Origin of the sequence: Aquisalimonas sp. APHAB1-3 (assembly GCF_048323695.1) — a bacterium.
In the GTDB taxonomy this organism is placed as follows: Bacteria; Pseudomonadota; Gammaproteobacteria; order Nitrococcales; family Aquisalimonadaceae; genus Aquisalimonas.
On record NZ_JBLWFT010000005.1, the window covers coordinates 1 to 24997 of the forward strand.

At 65.7% G+C, this 24997-nt stretch carries 21 protein-coding genes; 10 read left to right on the top strand and 11 right to left on the bottom strand.

Annotated elements, in window-relative coordinates; translation table 11 throughout:
• Positions 1 to 128 precede the first annotated feature (128 nt).
• Positions 129 to 944 carry a UDP-2,3-diacylglucosamine diphosphatase gene (locus ACNSTU_RS09450; RefSeq protein WP_290631494.1) on the bottom strand — a complete coding sequence of 272 codons (816 nt, stop codon included), beginning with the start codon at positions 942 to 944 and terminating at the stop codon, positions 129 to 131.
• 199 nt (positions 945 to 1143) lie between these two features.
• Here ACNSTU_RS09450 and ACNSTU_RS09455 point away from each other — a divergent pair, with 199 nt between their 5' ends.
• Positions 1144 to 1407, top strand: a complete 264-nt coding sequence (locus tag ACNSTU_RS09455) for a hypothetical protein (protein ID WP_290631492.1) — start codon at positions 1144 to 1146, stop codon at positions 1405 to 1407.
• A gap of 65 nt (positions 1408 to 1472) precedes the next feature.
• On the opposite strand, the gene ACNSTU_RS09460 is transcribed toward ACNSTU_RS09455, so the two are convergent.
• The 4 genes from ACNSTU_RS09460 to ACNSTU_RS09475 form a co-directional block, all read right to left on the bottom strand.
• Entirely contained in the window at positions 1473 to 2846 is a 1374-nt protein-coding gene (locus tag ACNSTU_RS09460) for an OprO/OprP family phosphate-selective porin (RefSeq protein WP_290636984.1), read from the bottom strand.
• Between the two features lie 223 nt (positions 2847 to 3069).
• Positions 3070 to 4728, bottom strand: coding sequence for an ABC transporter permease (locus ACNSTU_RS09465; protein ID WP_290631488.1), 1659 nt, complete (start codon positions 4726 to 4728; stop codon positions 3070 to 3072).
• A gap of 18 nt (positions 4729 to 4746) precedes the next feature.
• The gene (locus ACNSTU_RS09470) at positions 4747 to 5763 is read right to left on the bottom strand and encodes an extracellular solute-binding protein (RefSeq protein WP_290631500.1); all 1017 of its coding nucleotides are present in this window, start codon (positions 5761 to 5763) and stop codon (positions 4747 to 4749) included.
• Positions 5763 to 6830, bottom strand: a complete 1068-nt coding sequence (locus tag ACNSTU_RS09475) for an ABC transporter ATP-binding protein (protein WP_290631486.1) — start codon at positions 6828 to 6830, stop codon at positions 5763 to 5765. The genes ACNSTU_RS09470 and ACNSTU_RS09475 overlap by 1 nt, the downstream gene beginning before the upstream one ends.
• A 222-nt stretch (positions 6831 to 7052) precedes the next feature.
• Between ACNSTU_RS09475 and ACNSTU_RS09480 the strand changes: the two genes are divergently transcribed.
• The 3 genes from ACNSTU_RS09480 (at position 7053) to ACNSTU_RS09490 (ending at position 11135) form a co-directional block, all read left to right on the top strand.
• Positions 7053 to 8111, top strand: a complete 1059-nt coding sequence (locus tag ACNSTU_RS09480) for an ABC transporter substrate-binding protein (RefSeq protein WP_290631484.1) — start codon at positions 7053 to 7055, stop codon at positions 8109 to 8111.
• Positions 8112 to 8250: 139 nt separating this feature from the next.
• A complete protein-coding gene (locus tag ACNSTU_RS09485; protein WP_290631482.1) occupies positions 8251 to 10002 on the top strand; it encodes an ABC transporter permease in 1752 nt (583 codons plus the stop codon).
• Positions 9999 to 11135 carry an ABC transporter ATP-binding protein gene (locus tag ACNSTU_RS09490; RefSeq protein WP_290631480.1) on the top strand — a complete coding sequence of 379 codons (1137 nt, stop codon included), beginning with the start codon at positions 9999 to 10001 and terminating at the stop codon, positions 11133 to 11135. The genes ACNSTU_RS09485 and ACNSTU_RS09490 overlap by 4 nt, the downstream gene beginning before the upstream one ends.
• Before the next feature lie 64 nt (positions 11136 to 11199).
• Here the strand turns inward: ACNSTU_RS09490 and ACNSTU_RS09495 are convergent, their stop codons facing one another.
• Positions 11200 to 12342, bottom strand: coding sequence for an OprO/OprP family phosphate-selective porin (locus tag ACNSTU_RS09495; RefSeq protein WP_290631478.1), 1143 nt, complete (start codon positions 12340 to 12342; stop codon positions 11200 to 11202).
• 255 nt (positions 12343 to 12597) lie between these two features.
• Here ACNSTU_RS09495 and ACNSTU_RS09500 point away from each other — a divergent pair, with 255 nt between their 5' ends.
• The 6 genes from ACNSTU_RS09500 (at position 12598) to phoR (ending at position 18655) form a co-directional block, all read left to right on the top strand.
• Positions 12598 to 13767, top strand: coding sequence for a glycosyltransferase family 4 protein (locus ACNSTU_RS09500; RefSeq protein WP_290631476.1), 1170 nt, complete (start codon positions 12598 to 12600; stop codon positions 13765 to 13767).
• A 105-nt stretch (positions 13768 to 13872) separates the two neighbouring features.
• Positions 13873 to 14775 carry a phosphate/phosphite/phosphonate ABC transporter substrate-binding protein gene (locus ACNSTU_RS09505; protein WP_290636987.1) on the top strand — a complete coding sequence of 301 codons (903 nt, stop codon included), beginning with the start codon at positions 13873 to 13875 and terminating at the stop codon, positions 14773 to 14775.
• A gap of 100 nt (positions 14776 to 14875) precedes the next feature.
• Entirely contained in the window at positions 14876 to 15673 is a 798-nt protein-coding gene (gene phnC / locus ACNSTU_RS09510; protein ID WP_290631472.1) for a phosphonate ABC transporter ATP-binding protein, read from the top strand.
• Between the two features lie 44 nt (positions 15674 to 15717).
• The gene (gene phnE, locus ACNSTU_RS09515) at positions 15718 to 16530 is read left to right on the top strand and encodes a phosphonate ABC transporter, permease protein PhnE (RefSeq protein WP_290631470.1); all 813 of its coding nucleotides are present in this window, start codon (positions 15718 to 15720) and stop codon (positions 16528 to 16530) included.
• Positions 16531 to 16636: 106 nt separating this feature from the next.
• On the top strand, positions 16637 to 17329 hold the full coding sequence (gene phoB / locus ACNSTU_RS09520; RefSeq protein ID WP_290631468.1) for a phosphate regulon transcriptional regulator PhoB: 693 nt from the start codon (positions 16637 to 16639) through the stop codon (positions 17327 to 17329).
• Positions 17330 to 17335: 6 nt separating this feature from the next.
• On the top strand, positions 17336 to 18655 hold the full coding sequence (gene phoR / locus ACNSTU_RS09525; protein ID WP_290631466.1) for a phosphate regulon sensor histidine kinase PhoR: 1320 nt from the start codon (positions 17336 to 17338) through the stop codon (positions 18653 to 18655).
• Positions 18656 to 18657: 2 nt separating this feature from the next.
• Here the strand turns inward: phoR and ACNSTU_RS09530 are convergent, their stop codons facing one another.
• The 5 genes from ACNSTU_RS09530 to ACNSTU_RS09550 are packed head-to-tail and all read right to left on the bottom strand — an operon-like array spanning position 18658 to position 24855.
• Positions 18658 to 19263: a Yip1 family protein gene (locus ACNSTU_RS09530; RefSeq protein WP_290631464.1), complete on the bottom strand. Its 606-nt coding sequence runs from the start codon at positions 19261 to 19263 to the stop codon at positions 18658 to 18660.
• Positions 19260 to 19982 (bottom strand): phosphate signaling complex protein PhoU, encoded by a 723-nt coding sequence (gene phoU / locus ACNSTU_RS09535; protein WP_290631498.1) that lies wholly within the window; start codon positions 19980 to 19982, stop codon positions 19260 to 19262. The genes ACNSTU_RS09530 and phoU overlap by 4 nt, the downstream gene beginning before the upstream one ends.
• 53 nt (positions 19983 to 20035) lie before the next feature.
• On the bottom strand, positions 20036 to 20881 hold the full coding sequence (pstB, locus tag ACNSTU_RS09540; protein WP_290631462.1) for a phosphate ABC transporter ATP-binding protein PstB: 846 nt from the start codon (positions 20879 to 20881) through the stop codon (positions 20036 to 20038).
• A gap of 24 nt (positions 20882 to 20905) precedes the next feature.
• Positions 20906 to 22570 (bottom strand): phosphate ABC transporter permease PstA, encoded by a 1665-nt coding sequence (gene pstA, locus ACNSTU_RS09545; protein ID WP_290631460.1) that lies wholly within the window; start codon positions 22568 to 22570, stop codon positions 20906 to 20908.
• Positions 22571 to 22590: 20 nt separating this feature from the next.
• Complete coding sequence (locus ACNSTU_RS09550; RefSeq protein ID WP_290636999.1) at positions 22591 to 24855, bottom strand: ABC transporter permease subunit; 2265 nt, start codon at positions 24853 to 24855, stop codon at positions 22591 to 22593.
• Positions 24856 to 24997: the final 142 nt, after the last annotated feature.

Consider the following 24997-nt stretch of genomic DNA (forward strand, 5'->3'; position numbering starts at 1 on the left):
GCCGGGGGCCTGAATCTACTGCACAGGGTCAATTGCCCTTCGGGTGGACTCCTGCTCGCCCGGCATCAGGGTGTGGTCTCCCTGACCACAAGGATAAAGGTACAAGGGTGGACCTTCAGGTCCACCACTCAGGCGGCCCGGCTGTCGGCCGCCGGGGCCGCTGCCTCGTTATAGCCCCAGGCATCCCGGCATTCGGCCCACCACAGCAGCTCCAGGGACCCGTCGTGGTGCTCGACCAGCGCCGTGCAGCTCTCCACCCAGTCGCCATCGTTGCAGTAGAGCACGCCGTCCACATCACGCACCTCGGCGTGGTGGATGTGACCGCAGACGACACCGTCCACGTCCTGCCGGCTGGCCTCCCAGGCGACCATGTCCTCGAAGTTCGAAATGTAGGTGACAGCGTTCTTCACCCGGTGTTTCACGTGCGCCGCAAGCGACCAGTAGGGAAACCCGAACAGCCGCCGCACCAGGTGCACCCAGTGGTTGGCCCGTATCAACAGGCCGTAACAGCGGCTGCCCAGCATGGCGACGGCCCGGGAGCACTTCACCACCGTGTCGAACTGGTCACCGTGCAACACCAGCAGCCTGCGACCATCCGCCGTGGTGTGGATGACCTGATCCGCCATGGAGAAATTGTCGATGACACTGTCGTTGTAATCGCGCAGGGCCTCGTCGTGATTGCCCGGCAGGTAGACCACCCGGGTGCCGGCCCACACCTTCTCCATGATCCGCTTGATCACCAGGTGGTGCTCCCGCGGCCAGTAGACCCGCTTGCGCATTTCCCAGACATCGACCATATCGCCGACCAGGTAGAGGTAATCCGATTCGGTCGCGTCCAGGAACTCCAGCAGGTAGTCCGCCCGTGCGCCACGAAATCCCAGATGCGCATCGGAGATGAAAATGCTCCGGTATCGAACCGGTTTCATGGGTTCAGCACGCGTCATGGTTCATCCACTCTCTCGACTGATGTTGCCAGGAGTGTGGCCTGTACTGTTGAAGTGGACGTTGCAGAACCGAGGCAGTTGTGTGACGGCTCCCCGGCCGCAGCGGCGCATCTGTCACGCCATTGTCGCCATCCCGTCAGCATCCTGTTTTACGGCATCGCGAGAATGCACCGACCTTTCGGCTCGGGAGTATTCAGCGATGCATTGGGAAACCGGAGAAGGACGACTGATCTGCGAAGGGCGTACGGTGCTGAGCAGCGACCAGATCGTACTGCGACATCAGAGTTCGTCCCGCGCGAACGGCTGGCTCGCCTACATCCCCTCGGTGGCCACGAAGATCAAGGGTCTGGGCCACCGCCGCCACGCCCTGCTGGAACTGGAAGACGGCCGCCGCGGCTGGTTCATGGTCGTCTCGCAGACGCCCAGCCTCACTGCCCTGCGCAGCTGCGGGCGTTTCAGCTAGCGGCAAAGAAAAGACCCCGCATAAGCGGGGTCAAGCTCTGGCTGGAGGAGAAGCTCGTTTTCGGGTCAGAACTCGAACTGGAAGCGGGCCGCGTACACCATGCTGTCCCAGTCCTTGCGTCCGTCGCCGAATCCGTCCTCGCCACGCTGCGCATCCACATACATGACGTTGAGCTTGAGGACGATATCGTCTTCCGGATACCAGTTGAGACCCAGCGTGTAGTGATCCAGCTTCTGGCGATCCTCGCGGTTATGGTGCTCATAGGAGTCGGCCGTCGCGAAGCGTGCCAGTACCTCCCAGGCTCCCCGGCCGCCCGCGCTCAGGGGCGACTGTATCCGGGTGGCACCGAAATCACCGCTGAACGGGCGATAGTTCCGTGTCTCACCCGTCAGGAAGTAACTGGTCTGCACGTAGTACCCTTCCGAGGTCATGCTGGTCACGTCTTCATCAACGAAATCTTCCGAGTTGGAGTCCCGGTTGAGGTCCTGCCTGATGTACTCGCCCTGCACCGAGAACGGCCCGACGCCGAATCCGCCTTCCAGGGCAACGGTGGTGAAGTCCTTGACGTTCTCCATGTCGTTCTCGCCGATCATGCGACCATCCACTGCCCGTGTGCCGAGGCGCGTGCGCATGCGGACCGACTCGTACTCTTTCTGGTCACCGCCGCTGCGGTCCCACTCGTACGCGTTGGCGCGGTAGTTGGCAGACACACCGAGGTGGCTCCAGAGGTCCTGCTCGGCATCAAACACCGGGGCAAACGAAGCGCGGGCCGCAAGACTGTAGCCCTCGGTCACGTCACGATCCCTGGCAACACCATCACCGCCGAACGCACCGATCGCGGCGTAGTAATCCGGAACCAGGGTCTCGTACATCAACCCGATCTGCCGGCTTGGCCGGTAGGCGTCAACCGGCGCGGCCCGTTCAATGAAGCTGATCCGCCGTGAGCTGGTGGAGCTCTCAAGGCTGAAAGGCTCCTTGAAGTGGCCGACGGCCAACCGGCCATTGTCGAAGAGGTAGGCCATGTAGGCGTTGGCAAAACGAACCTCGTCGTCCCGGAAATCCACTTCCAGCTGCCATTCCCAATTGTCGTACATCACCCCCAGAGCACCGAGCCGGGCGCGACGGATGATCGTGCCGTAACGGGCGAGATCTCCGTCGTCGGCGTCCTCGTCATCCGTCGAGGTAAAAGGATCCTGCACGAAGGCGTAGTCGGTCATGAGCCGGCCGCGAATACCGAAGCGGTGTTTGCCGTCTTCCGTCTCGACGCGGAACTTGTTGACGCGGGTGCGGACGGGATCATCGCTCACGTCCATCATCGGCTCGTAATCAAGACCGGCGAATCGCTGCGCGCCGGTGTCGGCGTGTGCCAGTGGTGCGGCCAGCACCGCGGCGATGGCGAGCGCCGGCGCAGCGCCCCATGTGGTTTTACTGTCGGACATGCGTTACCCCCGGGTAATTGATATGTAGGTCGTTCGCGGGGAGGATGCGGTCACCCTCCGGACAGCGGGATCAGTGGCAATCGAGCCCCTGGAGCGTCCGGTGCTCAGCTGTTGCCGCAACGCGACAGACTGTCTGCCACGAGCAACAGGGGTAGCTTAGGGGGAGCGCATGACACGACCGTGAGGTTGGCATGACACGTCCGTGACGGCCCGGTGACGCCGCTCAGCCGCGCCGTCGCAACTGGAATACCACCAGAACCACGGTGCTGAGCAGTATGGTCACCGTCGCCATGGCCATGGCAATGGCGATTTCCCCCTGCTCGAACTGGTTGAAGATGAACGTTGCCGTGGTATCAACGCCCGGAGGCAGGAGCAGGATCGAAGCCACCAGTTCGCGCATGCAAACGATGAACGTGGTGAGCCAGGCGGCCAGCAGGGCCGGGCGCAGACGCGGCAGTACGATGCGCGTGAACACCGTGGCGCGGCCTGCGCCCAGCATTGACGCGGCATGCTCCAGGTTCTCGCCCATGCGCTGCAGACTGGCATTGGCGTAGTTGAGCGCGTCGGTGATGTAGATCACCACGTAAGCGAGCAACAGCATCCAGACGGTGTTGTAGAGGTCGACTGGCACCCACGGGGCGTTCCAGGCCAGGATGAGCGCCACGGCCATCACGATCTTCGGGATCACGCGGGGCAGCAGCGCGATGCCGTCCAGCACGCGCTGCAGTGGCCCCGCGGAACGCACGTTGACGTAGGCAATGTACCCACCGACCAGTACACAGATCGTCGCGGCGGCCAGGCTGAGCCCGAGACTGGTCAGCAACGCCTGCAACCCACGCGATCCCGGTTCGAACAGGGCCCAGTAGTGCCGAAGGGTGAACGTCAGCTCCGCCTCGGCCCAGGAGTCCACGAGACTGGTGAGCACCATGGCGACGTAGGGCAGCACGGAACTCAGCAAAAACAGTCCGCCGATGAACGCCCACCCCGCCCATTTCCCCCAACGGCCCAGGGGTTGCAACGCCCCCTCGCCGGGCCGGAAGGCACCGCCGCCGAGCAGGCGCGCCAGCCAGCGACTGCCGTACATGCACACCAGTGCGAACAGACACAACAGACTCGACAGCGACGTTGCCAGGGCAAAGTCCGCCGGCCAGCTCGTGATCAGATAGAAGATCTCCGCTGGCAGCAGGGGCAGATTCGAGCGCGTGCCGAGCACGGCAGGCACGCCGAAGTTCGATAGCGCCTCCAGAAACACCAGCAGACCGGAGTTGAAGACGGCGGGGAGCAGCAGCGGCAGCAGGACGTAACGCATGCGCTGGACCCAGCCCGCACCGAACAGGGTTGCCGCATCCTCGAGCCGCCTCGGCAATGATCCGAGGGTCGCTTCCACCGCCAGCGCCACGTAGCCGAACGAGGCCAGGGCCATGACCAGGGTGACGCCCCAGAAGGAGAAGAACCACAGCCGCAGCCACTCCGGCAAGCCGCCGATCAGCCCGTCGGCGAACCCCCCTTCCTGCATCACCAGGATGTAGGACAGCGCGGCGATATACGGCGGTGTCATGATGGGCACCAGCAGGGAGAGCCGCGCCCAGAGCTTGCCGGGCAGATCCGTGCGGGCCAGGAGGTAGCCGCAGGGAATGCCGAACACCCAGCTCACCACCGTGACCGCCCCGGCCCAGGCCAGGGATGTCCGGATCATGGCCGGCAGCTCGGGGGTCTCCAGTATACGGCGGTAGGCTTCGCCGAAGCCGTCCAGCGACCCACCGAGAATATCCGGAAAGACACTCTGGGCGAAAAGGACCGCCAGTGGATACCCTGCCGCGACCGCCAGCAACAGCAGACACAGCAGCAGCGGCAACCGGGCCCTCAGGTACACCATCAGCATGCCCGGAAACCGGCCTGATCAGTCATCGCCGCGCACCACCTCGGCGCGTTCGATCTCGATCTGAAAACGGCGCAGGACGCGGTTCTGGCTGGCCAGTGCCGCTTCCACGTCGTCCTGGAACAGCGGCGGCAGCTCCCGCGTCCCCCGGGTCGAGGACGGCTCCGTGTCGCGTCGCGCCGGAAGCAGGTGCTCGTCGGCCACACGCCGCTGCACGGGTTCGGTGAAATAGAAATCCACAAAGGCCCGGGCCGCATCGGGCGCTCCGGTGCCAGCCATTATGGCAATGGGCCGACGGACCATGGCGGAGCCGGAGGGCGGGTAATGCATGACCACCGGGGCGCCATCGGCGATCTGGCGGTAGATGAGATAATCCACGGCGCCCAGTATCAGGTCGTAGGTTCCCACCAGCAGCCCGCTGATCGCCTGGCTGTTGGCGGCCGCGAAATCGAGGCCACTTCGACGCAGACCGAGAAAGTCAGCCCACATGGCGTCCTCGGAGAGCGCATACGCAACCACGAAGTCCGCCGCCGAACCGGAACGCGACGGTGACGGCATGGTCACACGGCCCTGGAAGTCTCCGTCGAACACCGTGGCCCAGTCCAGGCCATCCTGATGCCTGTCTTCCCGGACGGCCATCCCCACCAGCGCGGCGGAGGTGGCATAGTAGTAGCTATCGGGGTCGTGCCAGCCCGCCTCCGTCGCATCCACCCAGTCCGGGTCCGGATAGCGTAACAGCCGGTCATCGGCTTTCAGCGCCTCGGCGGCAACCTCGCTGGCGAAGATCACCACGTCGGCGCGAGGGCGATACCGTTCGGCCTCCAGACGGGCCATCACCTGCCCCGTGGTGGCACCGAAGAACTCGACGGTCACTCCCGTCTCCCGGACGAAGTCATCGATAACGGCTTCTGCCAGCGGTCGCGGCCCGGCGGAATAAACAACCAGCGCGTCACCGTCGCCGTCATCACCAACACAGCCGGCCACGAGGCCAAGCACCAGCGGCAGCAGGGCCGGGAGTGTCCGGGAAAGCAGGCCCATCAATCCGATAGGAACCGCATGGCGCTTGCCGGGAAGCGCACGTGCACCGCCCCGCCGCGATGCACGGCGCCATCGGCGAAACCGCGGATCAGTCGCCCGTTCGGCAAGGTGGCGAACGCCTCATGCCGATCCCCGAGGAAATTGGTCTGCTCGCACGTTGCCGGCAGCTCCACCAGGTCGTCACCGCTGCAACACCGCTCCGAGGAAATGCAGATCGCTTCGCGGCGCACCAGGCACTGCCCCGACTCCGCCGCCAGCGCCCCGTTGCCCGGAAGATCCAGCACGCCATCGTCGATCACGATACTGCTGCCGTTGCGGCGGTAGGGCATCAGGTTGCTCGCACCGAGGAACTCGGCGACGAACTGCGTCCGCGGTTCGTTGTAGATCACCTCCGGCGTCCCGCACTGCTCGATGCGCCCGCGGTTCATCACCGCCACCTGGTCAGCCAGCGTGAACGCTTCGGCCTGATCGTGGGTGACATACACGGCGGTGAGCCCCGTCTCCCGAAGCAGGCGCGCCAGTTCATGCTTGAGGTCTTCGCGCAGACGGGCATCCAGCGCCGAAAGGGGCTCGTCGAGCAGCATGAGGTCCGGCTGCACGGCCAGGGCCCGCGCAATGGCCACCCGCTGCTGCTGTCCGCCGGAGAGCTGGTCCGGGCGACGGTTGCGGAAGGCGCCCATCTGGACCTGGTCGAGCACCTCCTGCACGCGTCGGGCGCGGCGAGGCGCATTGACCCGCTGCATGCGCAACCCGAAGGCGACATTCTCCGACACGGTCATGTGCGGCCACAGGCTGAAGTCCTGAAACACCATGGAGAACCCGCGCTCGCGCGTGGCCACATGGATGCCGTTGGCAGGGTCGTCGAGCGTGCGCCCGCGGCACGCCAGCGTTCCCGAGTCAGCGGCCAGCATGCCCGTGATCACGTTCAACAGGGTGGACTTGCCGCAGCCGGACGGCCCCAGCAACACGACACACTCGCCCTGATTCACCTTCAGATCGATCCCGTCCAGCACCCGCTGACCGGCGAACTCCTTCGTGAGCCCCTTGCACTGCATGAACGTTGCCATGACGCCTCCGTTAACGGTCCTGCGTTCGGTGGACCGTTTTCATGACCCCTAGTGAACGGGAAAGAGATTGCAGGGGTATGACAGAAGCGCTGATGAGTCATCAAACGGTCACACGGAATTAACGCCTGGTTCACGAATTTTTTCCAAGGTAGACGGCCTGCGCAACGGCAAGGATGCGGCGCAATCCATCCGACACCGTCATTCCGAGCAGGAGGATTCCCCATGTGGCACCGCCGCCCCCGTCTGAATTCCTGGCGCCTGACCTTGCTGCTGGCCGCCAGCGGCCTGAGCGCCTCGGCCGTCGCCGTGGCCGATGAACCCGAACCCAGCGATGACGTCCTCACCGTCTACCTGCACGACCACGGCGACGCCATCGCCGAGCGCTTCACTGAAGACACGGGCATCGAAGCCCAGATCGTCGACATGAGCGGCGGCGAGATTCTGGCCCGCATCGAGGCCGAGCGCGCCAACCCGCAGTGGGACGTGGTGTACGTACAGGGGCACGGCAGCGTGCACCGGCTCTACGAGACCGGCCAGCTGCTGGATGACGGCTGGCAGCCGGAGGCCGCCGCGAACTACACCGAGATGGGTCGCCAGATCTACGAGCAGGACCCGGAGACCGCCTGGTGGCCGGTGACGGTGAACGCCCCCGCTCTGCTCGTCTACAACCCGGACTACGTGGACGCGGAAGACGTCACCAGCTGGGACGCCCTGCACGACCCGCAGTTCGAGGGCCGCGTGGGCATGCCGGATCCGGCCATCAGCGGCCCGGCCTACCCCTACGTGTCCTGGTTCTTCGAGGACGACATGGATGCCGGCTACGCGTTCTGGGAGAAGGTCTTCGACAACGGCGTGCGCATGTACCGCTCCAACAGCCCGGTGGCCGAAGCCCTGGCCGCGGGTGATATCTGGATCGCCGGCCTGGAAGAGCCCAACACCTACGGCGAAGTGGAAAAGGACGAGCGCATCGAGGTGGTCTATCCCGAGGAAGGCACCCCCGGCGCTGCCCGCGCGGTCGGTATCTCGGCGGATACAGAAGTAGCCGATGACGCCAAGGCCTTCATCGAGTGGATGCTCTCCGCCGAGACCCAGCAGTACCTCACCGAGATCGAGCACCGCAACAAGTACTTCGTGCCGCTGATCGAGGGCGCCGAACCCAACGACCTGCTACCCCCGAACCAGTTCCTGGATCAGGTGACCCCGTACGAGTTCACCGACTACGAATGGGCCGGCGAGGTGGAAGCAGAAATCAAGCGCTGGTTCAGCGACATGGCCCAGTGAATGACCCCGAAACGCGGTCTCTGACCGCGCCAGCTTGACGCACACGGGTGGAGTCCTCGGGGCTCCGCCCGTCTTTGCGTTCCAGAACTGCCAACAAAACGTGTACCGACGGACCCATCATTACCGGAGTATTCGCACCATGTCGGCCAGCACCGATACGCGCCGAACACCGCGGCTGACGGGAGTGATCGCCCGTTTGCCGAAACCCGAGAGCCTGCTGGGCTGGTTCATTGCCGCCACGCTGGTGGTGCTGGTGGGCCTACCGCTGGCGGCCATTCTGCTGCACCTGGCCTACCCGCAGCTCTACCTGGGCATCTTCGATCTCGGCGATTTCGACCTGTTCACCGATCTGTGGGAGCGGCGCCTGTGGCGCACCGCGGTACAGAATTCCCTGTACCTGTCCTTCGGCACCATGGTGATCGGCACCCTTATCGGTGCCGGCATGGCATACCTGCGCCACACCTACCGGTTTCCCACCGCCGGGCTGATCGACTTCGCCGCCTGGTTCGTACTGGTGATGCCGTCGTTCATCATCGCCCAGGGCTGGGTGCTGTTCGGGCGCAGCGGCGGCACCGCGCACCAGATGGGCATGCCCTGGCTGGGCGAGTTCATCTTCTCCCTGCCCGGCCTGGTCATGGTGATGAGCCTGGCGAACTTCCCCCTGGCCTACCTCGCCTTCAGCGCCGCCCTGCACTGGAACGTGCGCAGCCTGGAGCAGGCCGCGCGCCTGGCGGGTGCCACCTCGGCCCAGGTGGTACGCACCATCAAGCTGCCGCTACTGCTGCCCGCCCTGCTGTCCGCCGCGATCCTGGTGTTCGTGGACACCGTGGGCGACTTCGGCCTCCCGGCCGCGTTCCTGTCGGTGTTCCGGTTCCCGCTGATCCCGTACGTGATCCGCCAGGAGATCCAGACGGTGCCCGTCTCGTTCGAGGGGGCGGCGGTGCTGGCATCGGTCCTGGTGGCCATGGTGGCGATTGCCATCACCATCCAGATCCGGCTGCTGCGCAACGCCGGCGCCGACTTCCTCACCGGCGGCGCACGCCCGGTGGACCGGCCGCGCCCGCGCTTCTGGCCGCTGCTCACCGGGCTCAACGTCACGTTTCTGGGCCTGGCAATCTTCGCGCCCCTGGGCACCAGCCTGTCGGTGTCCTTCCTGCAGCGCTACAGCGCCGGGTTCACCCTAGAGAATCTCACCCTGCTGAACTACCGGGCGGTGCTCTCCGAAGGCTCGGTACTGCTCCCCGCCATGGCGAACTCGTTCGGCATCGCCTTCGGCGCCGCACTGATTGCCCTGGCCGTAGGCTTTCTGGCGGCCTATCTGCTCGCCTACAGCGGTTCACGGCTGCGCCGGTTCATCGATATCACCTCCACGGTCACGCTGGCGGTACCGGGCATCGTGCTGGCGGTGGGCTACATCCTCTGGTGGAACCAGCGCTGGCTGGCCGACTGGGGCATCCAGGTCTACAACACGCCGTGGGTCATCGTGCTCTGCTCGGCGGCCGCATCCATCCCCATCGCCGTTCGCGTGGTACTCGGCAACGTGGCGCAGGTGCCCAAGTCGTTCCTGAACAGCGCCTCGCTCCAGGGCGCCGGGCTGTGGACACGCATCCGCACGGTCCTCATGCCGCTGACCCTGGCCGGGCTGCTGTCCGCAGGCCTGGCGGTGTTCGCCACCAGCGTCTTCGACCTGGCCATCACCACCATGCTGCAGCCGTCGGGTTTCCCCACGATCCCGGTGATCATCGATGAACACTTCCGCACGGTGCAGTACGGCTGGGCCACGGCGGCCACCGTGATCGTCTGCCTGATCACGGCCAGCATCATCGTCACCACGCGCTTCCTGGTGAAGCGCCTTTTCCGACAGTACTTCGCGACAGGAGGCTCACAATGACGAGCAACACGGCGGAAGTCGCCATTCACGATCTCACCCGGCACATCGGCGCCATTCGCGCCCTGGACGGGGTCAGCCTGGAGATTCCCACCGGCGAGACGCTGGCCGTACTGGGGCCGTCCGGCTGCGGAAAGTCTACCCTGCTGCGTCTGCTGGCCGGCCTGGACACGCCCACCAGCGGCGAGATCCACATCGCCGGCCAGAAGGTCAACGGCAACGGCCTGGAAGTGCCCCCGGAGCGCCGGCCGGTGAACATGGTGTTCCAGGATTTCGCACTGTGGCCACACATGAACGTCAAGCAGATCCTGCAGTACGGCATGAAGTATCGGGGTATCGCACGCGGCCGTCGCGATCAGCGTGTGACGGAGCTGCTTGAACTGGTGGACCTGGGCGGCATGGAAAAGCGCTACCCGCGTGAGCTCTCCGGCGGCCAGCAGCAGCGCGTGGCCATCGCCCGGGCGCTGGCCACCGAGCCGCGGGTACTGCTGTTCGACGAGCCGCTGTCCAACCTGGACTCCCAGCTGCGGCAGCAGATGCGCGACGACCTGGCGCGGCTCCTCCGGGAGCTGGGCACCACGGCACTGTACGTCACCCACGACCTGCAGGAGGCCCTGGCCCTGGGGCAGCGCGTGGTGGTCATGCAGGCGGGGCGCATTGCCCAGATCGACGAAACCCGCGAACTCTTCCGCAAGCCGGCAACACCATGGGTGGCGGAACTGGTGGGTTACGCTAACACCCTGGACGGCCGGGTGCTGCGGCGCGAGGACGACTGGGCGCTGGTGCAGACCGGGCAACACACCCTGTGGGCCCTGTGCCGCGATCACAACCTCGCCGCCGGCGATGCCACCCGGATCATGTTCCAGCCCCGGGGCTGCCGACTGGCCCAGCAGGCGTCCCAGGAGAGCAACCTGAACACCCTGCCGGTGCAGGTGGAACAGCAGGTATTCGAAGGGCACGGCTGGCGGATCAACTGCCGCCACGGCCAGCGACTGCTGCAGGTGCACGACGCCCTGCCACATGAGCCGGGAACGGACCTGGCCGTTGCTTTCGAGAAGGCCGCCACGCACGCCTACCGGGGAAGCGAGGAGGCGGCATCTGACGCAACCACCGAGGCCACTGCGCGCATCGCCTGATCGCGGTGACAAAAAAAGCCCCGGTCAAGGACCGGGGCTGCAAGCGCGGACTTGTGCCGACCGCTTAGAAGTTGTATTGCATGCGGGCGAGGAAGGTCGTGGGGCTGTCTTCGTCGACACCGTTGCCGGTCAGATCGGCGACCGCGTCGCTGTCCTTGACGTCGGTGAAGATGACGTTGCCCATGAACCGCAGGTTGGAGCTGTGGTAGTAGTTCAGCCCCAGGGTGATGCTGTCCTGCTCGCCACCACGGATGTCGCGATCATTGAGATCCATGTGGCTGTAACGCGCGGCCACTTCCCAGGCACCGCCGGTCCCCTGCGGCGTAATGCCGCCGAAGCCGCCGCTGCTGTAGCTGCGGGACTCGCCCGTGAGCACGTAGCTGACCTGGGCGTGGTAACCGTCGAAGCTCACGTCATTGCCGTTGTCGCGGTCCACGTCCACGTTCACGTACTCCGCTTCCGCCGAGAACGGCCCGGCGATGTAGGCGAGCTCCAGGCCGTACTTGGTGGTGGAGTCGGCATCGATGTCGCCGGTGTTGATCAGCCGCACCCCGGCAGGCCGGGATTCCGGCCGATCACTGAAGCCCAGCGTGCGATAGTCGCTGTCGGAGTCGAAATCCTCGTAGGCGGCGGAGACGCCCAGGTGCAGGATCTGGCCACCGCCCAGCTCCGGGCTGGCCACGAAACGGCCGGCCACGCCCAGCGGCATGTCGCCATCTTCATCATCGCCGATGGCGCGACCGTAGAGCGCCGACTGGAACGTGAACATGCCCTCGGAGACATCGTAGAACACACCCATGCGGCGGGAGTCCGGCACGATGTTCTGCGGGGTCGCGCGTTCGATGAAGGTGATGCTGTTGGAGCTGGTGAGCTGGTTCAGCCCCATGGGCACCTTCGTCTGGCCCAGGGTGATGCGGCCCACGTTCAGGGAGCGGCGCAGGCGGAAGTCGGCGGCACTGACTCCTTCTTCCGAGAAATCCGCCTCGATGCGGAAGTCCCACAATTCATCCAGATCACCACCGAGGCCGAGGCGCGCACGCCGGTTGAGGAACCCGTCGTCCATGTCGACGTTGTCTTCATCATGGAAGCCCGCATCGATATGCAGCCGCCCGCGCGGCTCCACGTCCGGGTAGGCGAACGCCTGCGAAACGCCGGCAATGCCCATGCCGGCTGCGATCCCGAGGGCTGTCAGTTTGGTTGCTTTCACGGTTACCTCCGAAGGAATTGTTTCGTGTCGTCGGCCCTGCCTTGCGGCGGCCGCAAGTGCATCGGCGAGGGGAACAATAAGGCGGGGATGTGACTGTTTCCCGATGCGATGGTGACGGTTTGGTGACATGCGACGGCTGTTGCGGGTGCGCAACGGAGACTGTCACCGAACCGTGACCGCGCTGTCACATCCGGGCAATGCGACGGGCCGACACTTCGCGCAGGCTCTCAACCGACGTCACCCAGGGAGGTCGTCATGCGCATTGCACTGGTAACGGAGACTTACCGCCCCGAGACCAACGGCGTCGCCATGACGCTCGGCAGGCTGGTGGATTACGTGCAGCGGCACGGCCACCGGGTGGAGCTGGTCACTCCGACACTGCGGCGGGAAGACGTGCCCGCCGGTCTTTCGCTGCTGACACTCCCCGGCCTGCCGCTGCCCGGCTACCCGGAGGTGCGTTTCGGTCTGCCCGCCGTGCGCAGGCTGGTCGGCGAATGGGGCCGGCACCGCCCCGACGTGATCTACGTGGCCACCCAGGGGCCGCTCGGCTGGGCTGCCGTGCGCGCTGCCAGGCGACTCGGTCTGCCCGTCATCTCCGGTTACCACACCCATTTCAGTGCCTACGGACAGCACTACGGGCTGGCACTGGCGGCGCCGCTGGTCGACAGCTACCTGCGCCGCTTCCACCGCCGCACGCGCCTGACGCTGGCGCCCACGCGCCAGCTCGCCGCCCAGCTGCAGGAGGCGGGTTTCGGCGACGTCGAGGTATTGGCCCGCGGTGTGGATACCCAGCTTTTCCACCCGCAACGCCGCGACCAGGGACTGCGCCGGGAGTGGGGCATGCTGCCCGGCTCGCCGGTGGTGCTCTACGTGGGCCGCATCGCGGCAGAGAAGAACCTGGAACTGGCAGTGCGTGCATTCCTGGCCATACAGCGCAGCAGCCCCACCGCCCGCTTCGTGCTGGTGGGTGACGGCCCCCTGAAGGCCCGGCTTGCGGCCGAGAACCCCGATTTCGTGTTCACCGGCAGTCAGTCCGGCGAGGCATTGGCACAGCACTACGCCTCCGCCGACCTGTTCCTGTTCCCCAGCCTCACGGACACCTTCGGCAACGTGGTGCTGGAAGCCATGGCCAGCGGCCTGCCGGTGGTCGCCTTCGATCACGGTGCGGCGGCGGAGCACATTACCCCGTTCTCCAACGGGGTCTCAGCGCCCTTCGGCAACGCCGACCGGTTCGTGGCCCTGTCCATTCTCCTGGCGCGGGAAACCGCCCTGCGTCACCGCTTCGGCGCACTGGCCAGAAGCACGGTCAACACGCTCGACTGGGATACCGTCGGCGCCCGGTTCACGGCACTGCTGACGGGGCAGGCACACCGGCGAGGGAGAGAACTGCCGCCCGGGCCGCGCCCCCTGGAGGCGGTTGGCTGATGGCCGCGCTGTCATCGTCATGTAACGGCGACTGAAGATTCATGTAACGCCGGAGCGTCATCCTCTCGTTCCACTTTCATTCCAAAGCCGATTCGGAGAGTGACAATGCGAAACGTGACAGCACTGGTCGTCGCCGCCGCCCTGACCAGCCCCGGCCTCGCCATGGCGAGCCCCGCCGACGACGTGGCCGAATACTGCGACAGCCCGCTGCGGCTGGCGGACACCGGCATCGAAGGCGCCGAGGAACTGCGCCGCGCCTTCGCGCCGTTCGCCGAAGAGTTCAGCGAACTGACCGGTGTGGAAATGGAGTTCTTCCCGCTGAGCGACCGCACATCGGCGGCCAACGCCCTGCGCTACGACTCCATCGACCTGGTTCTCGCCGGCCCGTCCGAATACGTGGTGATGACGGCGGTATCGGGCAACGTCTCGCCGGCCTTCGGCCTAGAGCGCGATGGCTATGGCGCCTACATCGTCGCCCACAGTGACCTCGGCCTGGAAGGCATCGAAGACCTGAAAGGCAAGCACCTCGCGTTCGGCAGCGTGGGCTCCACCACGAACCACATCACCCAGGGCTGGATGATCGAAGACGCCGGCCTGAGCCTGGGCGATGACGTGCGCTACACCCACGCCGGCGACGCGCGGGTGCAGACCTTCGTCAACGGCGATGTGGACGCCGCCGCCATCGGTTACCGCGACGTGGACATCATTGAGGAATACGACCCGGACCTGGAGTACGACATCATCGCCGATAGCGGCACCATGCCGCGGGATGTATTCGTTGCACGGGACGCCCTGGGAGCGGAGTGCATCCGGGCCATCGGTGAGACGGCCATGCAGTACGAGGACCGGCTCTTCCAGGCCTTCGTCCAGCCGGCAGCCGACGAGCCGGACACCGACGAAGGGCAGGAGCGCTCCAAGTACCTGGGCGCCAGGTTTGTCAACGACATCACCGACGACGAATACGACATGGTGCGCGAAGCCTACGACGTGCTCGGTCTCGACCTCTGAGCCACGGATGCGCAACGCGGCGGGGCGGTCCGGATGAATCCGGTCCGCCCCGATGACGTCCCGGCCCGGCTACGGGCCACAGACCCACGGAGGTCTCTCCATGACGGTTATCCAGGTGGGCAACATCCACAAGCGCTTCGGCAAGGTGCACGTTCTGCGCGGCGTCGAGTTCCGCATCCCCGAACGCGAGGGCGCCGTACTGCTGGGCGCCAATGGCTGCGGCAAGTCCACGCTCATGCGCTGCATGAACGGGCTCGCACGCCCCGAGCAGGGTTCCATCCGCGTGCACGGCACCGACGTGGCCACATGTGGCCAGCGCAAACTGCGCGGGGTACGCCGGCAGGTCGGCATGGTGTTCCAGAACTTCAACCTGGTGGGCAATCTGAGCGTCTTCCAGAACGTGCTCTACGGGGCACTGGCCCGTCACCGCAGCTTCTTCTCCGTGGCCGCTCCGCTGGCCTCCCGCGAGGAGCGGGATTACGCCCTGCACTGCCTGGAGCGCGTGCAGCTGGCCCATTGCGCCGACCAGCGCGCCGATCAGCTCTCCGGCGGCCAGCAGCAGCGCGTGGCCATTGCTCGGGTGCTGATGCAGCGGCCATCCGTGGTGCTGGCGGACGAACCCGTTGCCAGCCTCGATCCGAAGGCGGCACGGGAGGTCATGAATCTGCTGTGGAGCGTGGTGCGTGCAGAGGGAATGACGCTGCTGTGCACGCTCCATCAACTGGATTTCGCCATGGAGTACGGCGACCGCGTCATCGGCATGAAGGCCGGACACGTCCAGGTGGACCGCCCCATGCACCAGACCGACCGCAACGAACTGCAGTCCCTCTACGAAGGCAATGTGCGCGTGGACGAAACCCCTTCCGAATCGACCACACCGCTCAGGAAGGCCTCCTGACGCACCGCCGGACGTCCATTCCCTGAACGTTGGAGTTATTTGCAATGGCTTCCCCAGAGCAGCCCCGGGATCACAACGGCCCGCAGCCCAGCCGGTTTGAGCTGCCCTCCGTATTCACCTGGGTGGTACTGGTCGGCTTTCTCGCCTTCTTCATCCAGGGTATTACCGCCGTGGACGTGGAAGGCGCGCGACTGATCGCAGGCATCGGCAACATGGGCGACTTCATCTCCCGGGCCGTGCCGCCGGATCTCAGCCGCCTGGGCCCGATCAGCGGTTACATGCTGGAGACGCTGAACATGGCCATCGTCGGGGTCGCCTTCGGCGTGATCCTGAGCGTGCCGCTGGCGCTGCTGTCATCCCGTAACACCACCCCGCACCCCGTCGTCCGGGTGGTTGCCCGGGGCGTGACCGCCGTACTGCGCACCGTACCGGAGCTGATCTGGGCGCTGATCTTCGTGGCGGCGGTTGGCCTCGGACCGCTGGCCGGCATTCTCGCCATCATCATGGACACCATCGGCTTCTGCGCCCGCTTCTTCGCCGAGCGCATCGAGGAGATCCGTGCCGGCCCCTCGGAAGCGATCCAGTCCACCGGGGGAGGCCGCGGCGCCGTCATCTTCGGTGCCATTCTGCCCGAGGCGATGCCGTCCATGACCGCCACCAGCCTGTTCGGCGTGGAGAAGGCAATCCGGTCTGCGGTGATACTCGGACTGGTGGGCGCCGGGGGCATCGGCGTGGAGCTGAGCTCGGCCATGAGCCTGTTCCGGTACGACGTCGCCCTGACCATTATCATGGTGATCGTGGCCGTGGTGGTGGTGGTTGAAACGGTCTCCTCCGCCATACGCCGGCGGATCATGTAGGCTGCATGTCATCGATGCGCCGCAAATGTGTCATGGATCTGTCACATCCCGCTGTTTTACTAGCGGTGCACGAAGAAACCAGCAGCCTGGTGAGCGGGGATAACGCATGACGGACAGGACCGTACTGATTGTCGACGACGAGAAGCCCATCCGCGAAATGGTGGAGTTCAGCCTCGAGCGATCCGGGTTCCGGGTTGTCGAGGCGGGCGATGCGGCCGAAGCCCGTGTCGCCATCACCGACCATCAGCCGGATCTGATTCTCCTCGACTGGATGCTGCCGGACACCAGCGGGCTCGACCTCGCCCGCGCCCTGCGCCGCGAGAACATGCTCGGCGACGTGCCGATCATCATGCTCACGGCCCGCACGGAAGAGGAAGACAAGGTGCGCGGCCTGGAGGCCGGCGCGGACGACTACGTCACCAAACCGTTCGGGCCGCGGGAGCTCATCGCACGCATCCAGGCGGTGCTGCGACGCAGTGGCGGCGACGAGGCCGAGGAGAACCTGGAAATCGGCCCGCTGCGCATCGAGATCGCGGCCCACCGCGTCATGGTCAACGACAACCCCATCCACCTGGGTGCCACGGAGTTCCGGCTGCTGAAGTTCTTTGCCGGACACCCGGATCGGGTCTACACTCGCGAACAATTGCTGGACCGGGTCTGGGGCCCCAACGTCTATGTGGAGGAGCGCACGGTGGATGTGCACATCCGGCGGCTCCGCAAGGCCCTGGACGGCACCGGCGCCGAGCGTTTCGTTCAGACTGTGCGTGGAGCAGGCTACCGCTTCTCCACCCGCGAGTAATCCGCCATGATACACTCCCCGTGGCCGGACGAGATCAGCCGTATCACCGCCGTGGTCGTCCCGGCCGCGGTGGTTGGCATGCTCACGGGTTATCTTGCCGTATCCCTGCTGATTGCCGTCACCGGGTTCGCCGGATGGCACATCTACCAGCAGCACCGGCTCTACACCTGGCTGAGCACGTCCCGCAGCGCCAATCCGCCGGAAGGCACCGGGCTCTGGGGCGCGATCTACGAGCAGGTCTTCCACATGCAGCGCCGCAACCGCAAGCGCAAACAGCGCCTGGGCGCGATTCTCCACGAGTTCCGGCAATCCACCGCCGCCATGCCCGACGGCACCGTCGTGCTGGCACCGGACAACCGCATCGTCTGGTTCAACGCCGCGGCACAGCGGCTGCTGCATCTGCAATCACCCGAGGACATGGGCCAGCACGTGCTCAACCTCATCCGCAGCCCCGCCCTGAAGGCGTACTTCGATACCGGATCGTTCGAGGAAGCGGTGGAGATGACCAGCCCCTTCGATGACGCCACGCGGCTGTCCATGCAGGTCATCCCCTACGGCCGCGATCAGCGGCTTCTGATCGCCCGGGACATCACCCGCCTGCATCGCCTGGAGCAGGTGCGGCGGGACTTCGTTGCCAACGCGTCCCACGAGCTGCGTACCCCCCTGACCGTCATCGCCGGCTACCTGGAGAGCATGCGCGACGACGACGGAACGGCTGCCCGGGAGTGGCGCCGGCCGGTGGAGGAGATGCACAACCAGGCCGCACGCATGCGCCACATTCTGGAAGACCTCCTCACCCTCTCCCGCCTGGATGCGCAACCGGACCCCGGGGCAGACGAGCGGGTAGATGTGGCCGCACTGGTCAGCAGCATCTGCCGGGACGGCAGAATGATTGCCCCCGGCGGCATCAGCGTGGACTGCGACAGCGACGACCGGTTCGGCGTGCGGGGCGTCCACTCCGAACTGCGCAGCGCGTTCGGCAACCTGGTGCAGAACGCCGTGAAGTACTCCGCGGAAGGTGGCAAGGTCCATGTACGCTGGTACCGGGACGGCGACTCGGCCTGTCTTGACGTGGTGGACAGCGGCATCGGCATTCCGCAGAAGCATATCCCGCGGCTCACGGAGCGCTTCTACCGCGTCGATGACGGCCGCTCAAGGGATCGGGGCGGAACCGGGCTCGGCCTTTCCATCGTGCGCCACGCTCTGCAGCGCCACGATGCCACCCTGGAGATCCACAGCCGCCCCGGCGAAGGCAGTACGTTCCGGTGCCGCTTCCCGGCCGAGCGTATCATCGACATGCGCAACCAGCGCTCCGCCGCCGGCTAGCATCAGATGAGCCAGGTCGTCCCCAGCCGCACCTCCGGCGCCGCTCCGGGAATCAGACTCACAGCCTGCCAGCCGAATGCGAACACCACGAGCAACCCGGCCCCCAGACTGGCTGCATAGTGGCCAGCCCGGTTGCCCCGTTCCATGCCGAGAATCACGACGAAGGCGGCATACAGCAGAATCAGGCTGTAGCCGATGCACACCAGCGCCAGGGTCGAGCCGTACGGCCAGGGCAGCGCCGCCAGCACGTTGCCGACCCAGGCCGGCACCATGGCCACGGAAACAGCCGCCAGCGCACGCCGGAAATCGGAGCGCCCCTGGAACAGGTCGCAGAGGTAGTGGGCGGCGGCCGCCAGCGCCAGCACGCCCACCAGCTGGGTCAGGGCGCTGTAGATGCTGAACGGCACCATGCGCGGCTGTGTCTCGGGCGGAAACCCGGCAGGCAACACATCGTAGGCCATGGCCGAGGCCACGACACTGAGCACGATAACGGGGATGGTGAACCGCACCAGCAGCGGGCCCGGCTCGGGATCCCGCTCACGCCACTCCCGCAGCACCGCCCGGGGCCGGTAGAACACCCCCTTGATGGCGCCCCATGTCCAGGTCACCCACGGTCTCCCGTGGCCTCCCGAGCCATCTGGTCGAAACTGGTGTGGCGCACGTCCTTGCCGCGCACGAAGTACACCACGTACTCGCAGATGTTGCGGGCCCGGTCGCCGATACGCTCCATGGAGCGCGCCGCCCAGACGATGTCCATCAGCCGGGGGATGCTCTCCGGCGACTTCATCATCTGGTCCATGAGCCGCTGCAGCACCACCTGGTACTGGCTGTCCGCCTGGATGTCCTGCTGGGCCACGCGCACGGCGTGCTCCGCATCCATCCGCGCGACGGCGTCAAGAGCGCCCCGCAGCATGTCGCGCACATGCGTGCCGAACGCACCCATCTCCGCCACCGGCGCCACCGCCCGGTCATCGTCCAGTAGATGGAGCGCCATGCGGCCGATGCGCTCGGCCTCGTCGCCGATGCGCTCCAGATCGGTAATGGTCTTCACCACTGCCATGACCAGCCGCAGGTCGCTGGCGGTGGGCTGGCGGCGCACGAGCACATGGGTGCACGCCTCGTCCAGCTCCACCTCGATGGAGTTCACCTTGTAGTCGCTGGTGACCACCGTCTGTGCCAGCTCGCGGTTGCCGTCCACCATGGCGGAGACGGCATCGGTCAGCTGCTGCTCGACAATGCCGCCCATGGCGAGCACACGGGTGTGGATGTCCTCCAGCTCTTCGTTGAACTGGTGGGAAATGTGCTGCTTGAAGAAGCCTTCATCAATCGAGTCATCGGTCATCGCCGCATCTCCCTGTATGGTGCCGGCATCCGGCGGCCTCAGCCGTGGCGTCCGGTGATGTAGTCCTCCGTCTCCTTGCGGGACGGGTTGGTGAACAGCGTATCCGTGTCGTTGAACTCCATGACTTCGCCCAGATACAGATAGGCGGTGTAATCCGACACCCGCGCCGCCTGCTGCATGTTGTGGGTGACGATGGCGATGGTGTAGTGCTTTTTCAGATCGAACATCAGTTCTTCGATCTTGAGCGTCGCCAGCGGGTCCAGGGCCGATGCCGGCTCGTCCAGAAGTAGCACTTCGGGCTCGATGGCCACGGCGCGGGCGATCACCAGCCGCTGCTGCTGCCCGCCTGAGAGGCCGAAGGCGTTCTCGTTGAGCCGGTCCTTCACCTCGTCCCAGAGCGCCGCCTGGCGCAGGGATTTCTCCACCACTTCATCCAGGATGCGACGCTTTTTCACGCCCTGCAGGCGCAGGCCGTAAGCGACGTTCTCGTAGATGGACTTGGGAAACGGATTGGGCTTCTGGAAGACCATGCCGACGCGGCGGCGCAGCTCCGGAACATCCATGGCCTTGTCGTGAATCTCCTGGCCGTCGATGCGGATCTGCCCTTCCAGCCGGCAATTGTCGATCAGGTCGTTCATGCGGTTCATGCAGCGCAGCAGCGTCGACTTGCCACACCCCGACGGGCCGATGAACGCCGTGACCCGCTCCCGGGGCAGCTGCATGTTGATGTTCTTCAGCGCCTGATCATCGCCGTACCAGAGGTTGAGGTTCTCCACCTCGATGCAGATATCCTCGCCGCGCAACCGCTGACCGCCGGTCACCCGCCCGGCGCTGCCGGATGCGCTCTGCCGTGACGGTGCTGTCTGAATTGCTTGATCATTCATGATGATTCACTGCTCCACGTTGAACTAATCCCCTTCCGCGCGGTAGCGCTCCCGGAGGTGGTTGCGGATGGTGATGGCCGTCAGGTTGAGAACGATGATCACCAGGATGAGCACCAGGGCCGTGGCGTAGACCAGCGGCCGCCCCGCCTCGACGTTGGGGCTCTGGAAGCCGACGTCGTAGATGTGAAAGCCCAGATGCATGAAACTGCGGTCCAGGTGAATGAAGGGCCAGCTCGCCTCCACCGGCAACTGCGGCGCCAGTTTCACCACACCCACCAGCATCAGCGGCGCCACTTCGCCGGCGGCCCGGGCAACGGCGAGAATCAGCCCGGTGATCATGGCCGGCGTGGCCAGGGGCACCACAGTGCGCCAGAGCATCTCGCCCTTGGTGGCACCCAGCGCCAGTGCGCCGTGGCGAATCGAGCCGGGGATCCGGGACAACCCTTCCTCGGTGGAGACGATCACCACCGGCAGGGTCAGCAGCGCCAGGGTCAGGGAGGCCCACAGCACACCACCCTTGCCGAATGTGGGCGCTGGCAACCGGTCCGAGTAAAATAACTGGTCGATGCCACCGCCCATGAAATAGACGAAGAAGCCGAGGCCGAATACGCCGAACACGATGGACGGCACCCCGGCCAGGTTGTTCACGGAGATACGGATCATGCGCGTCAGCGGCCCCTGCCTGGCGTACTCGCGCAGGTAGATGGCCGCCAGCACCCCGAACGGGGTCACGAAGACGGCCATGACCAGGGTCATGAGCACGGTGCCGAAGATCGCCGGCAGGATCCCGCCTTCGGTATTGGCCTCGCGGGGATACCCCGAGACGAAGTCCCAGAACTCGCCCACGTAGAACCGCAGCTTCTCGCCGGTGCTCATGACGTTGGGCCGACTGGGTTTGACGATGTCGCCCAGTGCCATGACCACCTGCTCGCCCTCGGCGGTCTCGAGCATCACCTGGAAGCGCCGGATCTCCTCCAGCAGTTCGTTGCGCCGCTCCGCGAGCTGGTCGTACTCGGCTTCCCAGCGGCCCCGCTCGTCCTCCAGCGCCTGCTCCTGCTCGGAGCGCCGCTCCTCGGGAATGGTATCGTCCATGGCGAGACGCCGCTGGGCGAGCCGGATCTCCTCGATCTCCGCATTGACCGCGCCGATTTCCACGCGCTCGATCTGCCCGATCTCCTCGATGCGCGGCAGGTTCTCGGCGAACAGCCGCTCGAACGTCTCCCACGCGTCGTCGCCGTCGGCAACCACCTCGTCACCGACACGGACCTCGCGGAGAAAGCCGTAGAAGTCGCCCCACTCCCGGCGTTCCAGGCGCACGGCATCGTCCGGATAGGACCACGCCGACATGTTCTCCTCGACGTACCAGGTGAAGTCCTGGCCGGTCACGTCCCGATTGCCGCGTTTGATGCGGTGCCGGGTGACCAGTTCCTCGTCGGCGTCCACCTCGAACCCGCGCTCGCGCGCCCCCCGGGCGGTCAGGGTCTCGGACCGGTCCACCTCCCCGAGCACCTGGACCGGCTCGTCACCGGGCTCCGCGTACTCGAAGGCAACGATATCCCGCGGCCAGAAGTGCTGCAGGCCGTTGAAGGCAACATGGCCGATCAGCCCCACCACCATGACCAGGCTGATGGCCACGGCCCCGGCGTTGAGCCAGATCCAGGGTGTGCCCTTCTTGAACCAGTCGCGCATGATCTGTGTCTCCCGGACCGTTACAGGGTGCTGTACTTCTTGCGCAGCCGGTGGCGAACCACTTCCGCAAGCGTGTTGAGAACAAAGGTCATGACAAACAGCACCAGCGCAGCCAGAAACAGAATGCGGAAGTGCGTGCCACCCACGGCCGCCTCCGGCATCTCGACGGCGATATTGGCCGACAGCGTGCGCATGCCCTCGAAGATGTTGAAGTTGACCACCGGGCTGTTACCCGTGGCCATGAGCACGATCATGGTCTCGCCGACGGCGCGTCCGAAGCCGATCATCACCGCCGAGAAGATGCCGGGGCTGGCGGTGAGCAGCACCACGGTCGCCACCGCTTGCCACGGTGTGGCGCCAAGCGCCAGTGCGCCCTGGGTGAGGTGCCGTGGCACGTTGAAGATGGCGTCCTCGGAGATGGAGTAGATGGTGGGGATCACCGCAAAGCCCATGGCCATGCCCACCACCAGCGCGTTGCGCTGGTCATAGGTGATGCCCTGGTTGGTGAGCCACTGACGCATGTCGCCGTCGAAGAACCATAACTCCACCAGCGGGCTCATGCCGACGCAGAACCAGCCCACCCCGAGCACCACCGGAATCAGCAGGGCCGCCTCCCAGCCGGGAGGCACCGCGCCCCGCCAGTTCGCCGGCAACAGCCGTGACCAGACCCAGGCCATAACGAGAAAAGCCACCGGCATCAGCAGGAACAGGCTGAATACTGCCGGCAGGTTGTTCTCAACGTACGGGGCGGCCCAGAGACCGGCGAGAAAGCCGAGAATGACCGTGGGCAGCGCCTCCATGATCTCGATGGTGGGTTTGGTCATGGTGCGCATGCGCGGCGACATGAAGTAAGCCGAGTAGATGGCGGCAAGAATGGCCAGGGGCGCCGCGAACAGCATGGCGTAGAACGCCGCCTTGAGGGTGCCCACGGTCAGCGGCACCAGGGAGAACTTCGGCTCGAACTCCTGGGTGGCCGAGGATGACTGCCAGACGTAGGCGGGATTGTTGCGCCCCTCGTACCAGACCTTCTGCCACAGCGCACTGAAGGAGACTTCCGGGTGCGGGTTGTTCACGTCCAGGTAGCGGAAGCCCCCGTCGGCGCCCACCACCAGCATGCCGTCCTGGCGCGGCGCCATGGTCACTGCATCGACGTTGATGTCCCCGCCCAGGGCCAGCCGCGCCATGGTCCGCGCGGAGGTCGCGTAGTGGAGCTGCACGGTGCCGTCTTCGGCGGCCGTGGCAAATCCCTTGCGTGCGTGCTCCGGACCGATGCTGGTGACCGGTGCATCATGGGGCTCGAAGTCCCGGATCTTGCGCAGGCGCCGTTCCCCGTCGGCATCCCGGGCCACGAACCACTGGCTCACGGAGCCGTCGGACCCGCCGGCGATGATCGACACCGCCCCGAGGAGGAAATCCAGGGCCGTCACCTCGGCATTGTCGCCTTCAATGGCCCGTTCACTGGCCAGAAGCCTGGGGCTGCTCATCCTGGAGATGTCGTAGTAGTGCAGGCGGCCGTCAGCACCGCCCACAAAGAGGTTGCGCATGGTGGTATCCATGAGGATCTGGGTCACCTCCACCCCATCCTCCGGCCACGGCACCTCGTATACACGGCGCTCGACGGTGACGTTACCCGTGAGAAAATCCTCGTCTTCGTCGAACAGCACGATGCGCAGCTGTTCCCGGGCATTGTTGGCGGCGATGATCGCCGTGCCCTCGCGCCCCCGCTGCACCCCGATGGCGTCGATGGCGTAACCTTCGTCGGCGAAGACATCCAGCGGTTCGCCATCGCCTTCCGGGTACCGGATCGTGGGCTCCACGGTGCGCTCCCCACCGGGGTATGACACGTCGTAATCGTGACGGGCGAAGATCGCCGTGCCATCGTCCAGCCCGTACCCCACCAGATGGCTGCGCGCCTCGCCAGTGGCGAAACTGGTTACGCTCACGCCGTCCGGGCGCTGCATGCGCTCTTCCTTGATGACCTCACCATCCCTGGGCCGGAAGAAGACCGCCCGCGCGTCATCCGTGAAGCGCACGGCTACCTCGCGGTAGCGCTCCATGGCCGTGTGCAGGGTCGCGCTGTCCCCATCCCCCGGCGCCGCATAAGCCCCGGCCGGGGTCATGTCAGCAGAGCCAAAGATGGGGGCGGTCTCGGAGAAGAGGTAGACGAACATCAGCACGAGGGTGCCGATCACCCCGATGCCGAATGTGGCGATGGTGCCCTTCCCCGCCCGGTCCTTGAACGCCCGCCAGCGGCGAAGCCGCCTGCGCTGGCTTTCCGAGGGCATATGGCCGCGGGATGCGGGGGAATCCGGTGAGGTGCCGACATCGGTCATGGCGATTGGCCCGCTCGTGTGGGTGGAAGACTGGGGGCATGGTAGTGAGCCTATGTGACGGTCCCGTGACAGCCGGATGTCATTTCCGTGTCAC

Excerpts from the sequence above, each read along its gene's own strand:
- ACNSTU_RS09470 (WP_290631500.1), bottom strand. The coding sequence starts at position 5,763 with ATGGGCCTGCTTTCCCGGACACTCCCGGCCCTGCTGCCGCTGGTGCTT.
- phnC (WP_290631472.1), top strand. The coding sequence starts at position 14,876 with ATGACGGTTATCCAGGTGGGCAACATCCACAAGCGCTTCGGCAAGGTG.
- ACNSTU_RS09465 (WP_290631488.1), bottom strand. The coding sequence starts at position 4,728 with ATGCTGATGGTGTACCTGAGGGCCCGGTTGCCGCTGCTGCTGTGTCTG.
- ACNSTU_RS09485 (WP_290631482.1), top strand. The coding sequence starts at position 8,251 with ATGTCGGCCAGCACCGATACGCGCCGAACACCGCGGCTGACGGGAGTG.
- ACNSTU_RS09550 (WP_290636999.1), bottom strand. The coding sequence starts at position 24,855 with ATGCCCTCGGAAAGCCAGCGCAGGCGGCTTCGCCGCTGGCGGGCGTTC.
- phoB (WP_290631468.1), top strand. The coding sequence starts at position 16,637 with ATGACGGACAGGACCGTACTGATTGTCGACGACGAGAAGCCCATCCGC.
- pstB (WP_290631462.1), bottom strand. The coding sequence starts at position 20,881 with ATGAATGATCAAGCAATTCAGACAGCACCGTCACGGCAGAGCGCATCC.
- phnE (WP_290631470.1), top strand. The coding sequence starts at position 15,718 with ATGGCTTCCCCAGAGCAGCCCCGGGATCACAACGGCCCGCAGCCCAGC.
- ACNSTU_RS09480 (WP_290631484.1), top strand. The coding sequence starts at position 7,053 with ATGTGGCACCGCCGCCCCCGTCTGAATTCCTGGCGCCTGACCTTGCTG.
- ACNSTU_RS09450 (WP_290631494.1), bottom strand. The coding sequence starts at position 944 with ATGACGCGTGCTGAACCCATGAAACCGGTTCGATACCGGAGCATTTTC.
- ACNSTU_RS09490 (WP_290631480.1), top strand. The coding sequence starts at position 9,999 with ATGACGAGCAACACGGCGGAAGTCGCCATTCACGATCTCACCCGGCAC.
- ACNSTU_RS09500 (WP_290631476.1), top strand. The coding sequence starts at position 12,598 with ATGCGCATTGCACTGGTAACGGAGACTTACCGCCCCGAGACCAACGGC.
- ACNSTU_RS09460 (WP_290636984.1), bottom strand. The coding sequence starts at position 2,846 with ATGTCCGACAGTAAAACCACATGGGGCGCTGCGCCGGCGCTCGCCATC.
- ACNSTU_RS09475 (WP_290631486.1), bottom strand. The coding sequence starts at position 6,830 with ATGGCAACGTTCATGCAGTGCAAGGGGCTCACGAAGGAGTTCGCCGGT.
- phoR (WP_290631466.1), top strand. The coding sequence starts at position 17,336 with ATGATACACTCCCCGTGGCCGGACGAGATCAGCCGTATCACCGCCGTG.
- ACNSTU_RS09455 (WP_290631492.1), top strand. The coding sequence starts at position 1,144 with ATGCATTGGGAAACCGGAGAAGGACGACTGATCTGCGAAGGGCGTACG.
- ACNSTU_RS09505 (WP_290636987.1), top strand. The coding sequence starts at position 13,873 with ATGCGAAACGTGACAGCACTGGTCGTCGCCGCCGCCCTGACCAGCCCC.
- pstA (WP_290631460.1), bottom strand. The coding sequence starts at position 22,570 with ATGCGCGACTGGTTCAAGAAGGGCACACCCTGGATCTGGCTCAACGCC.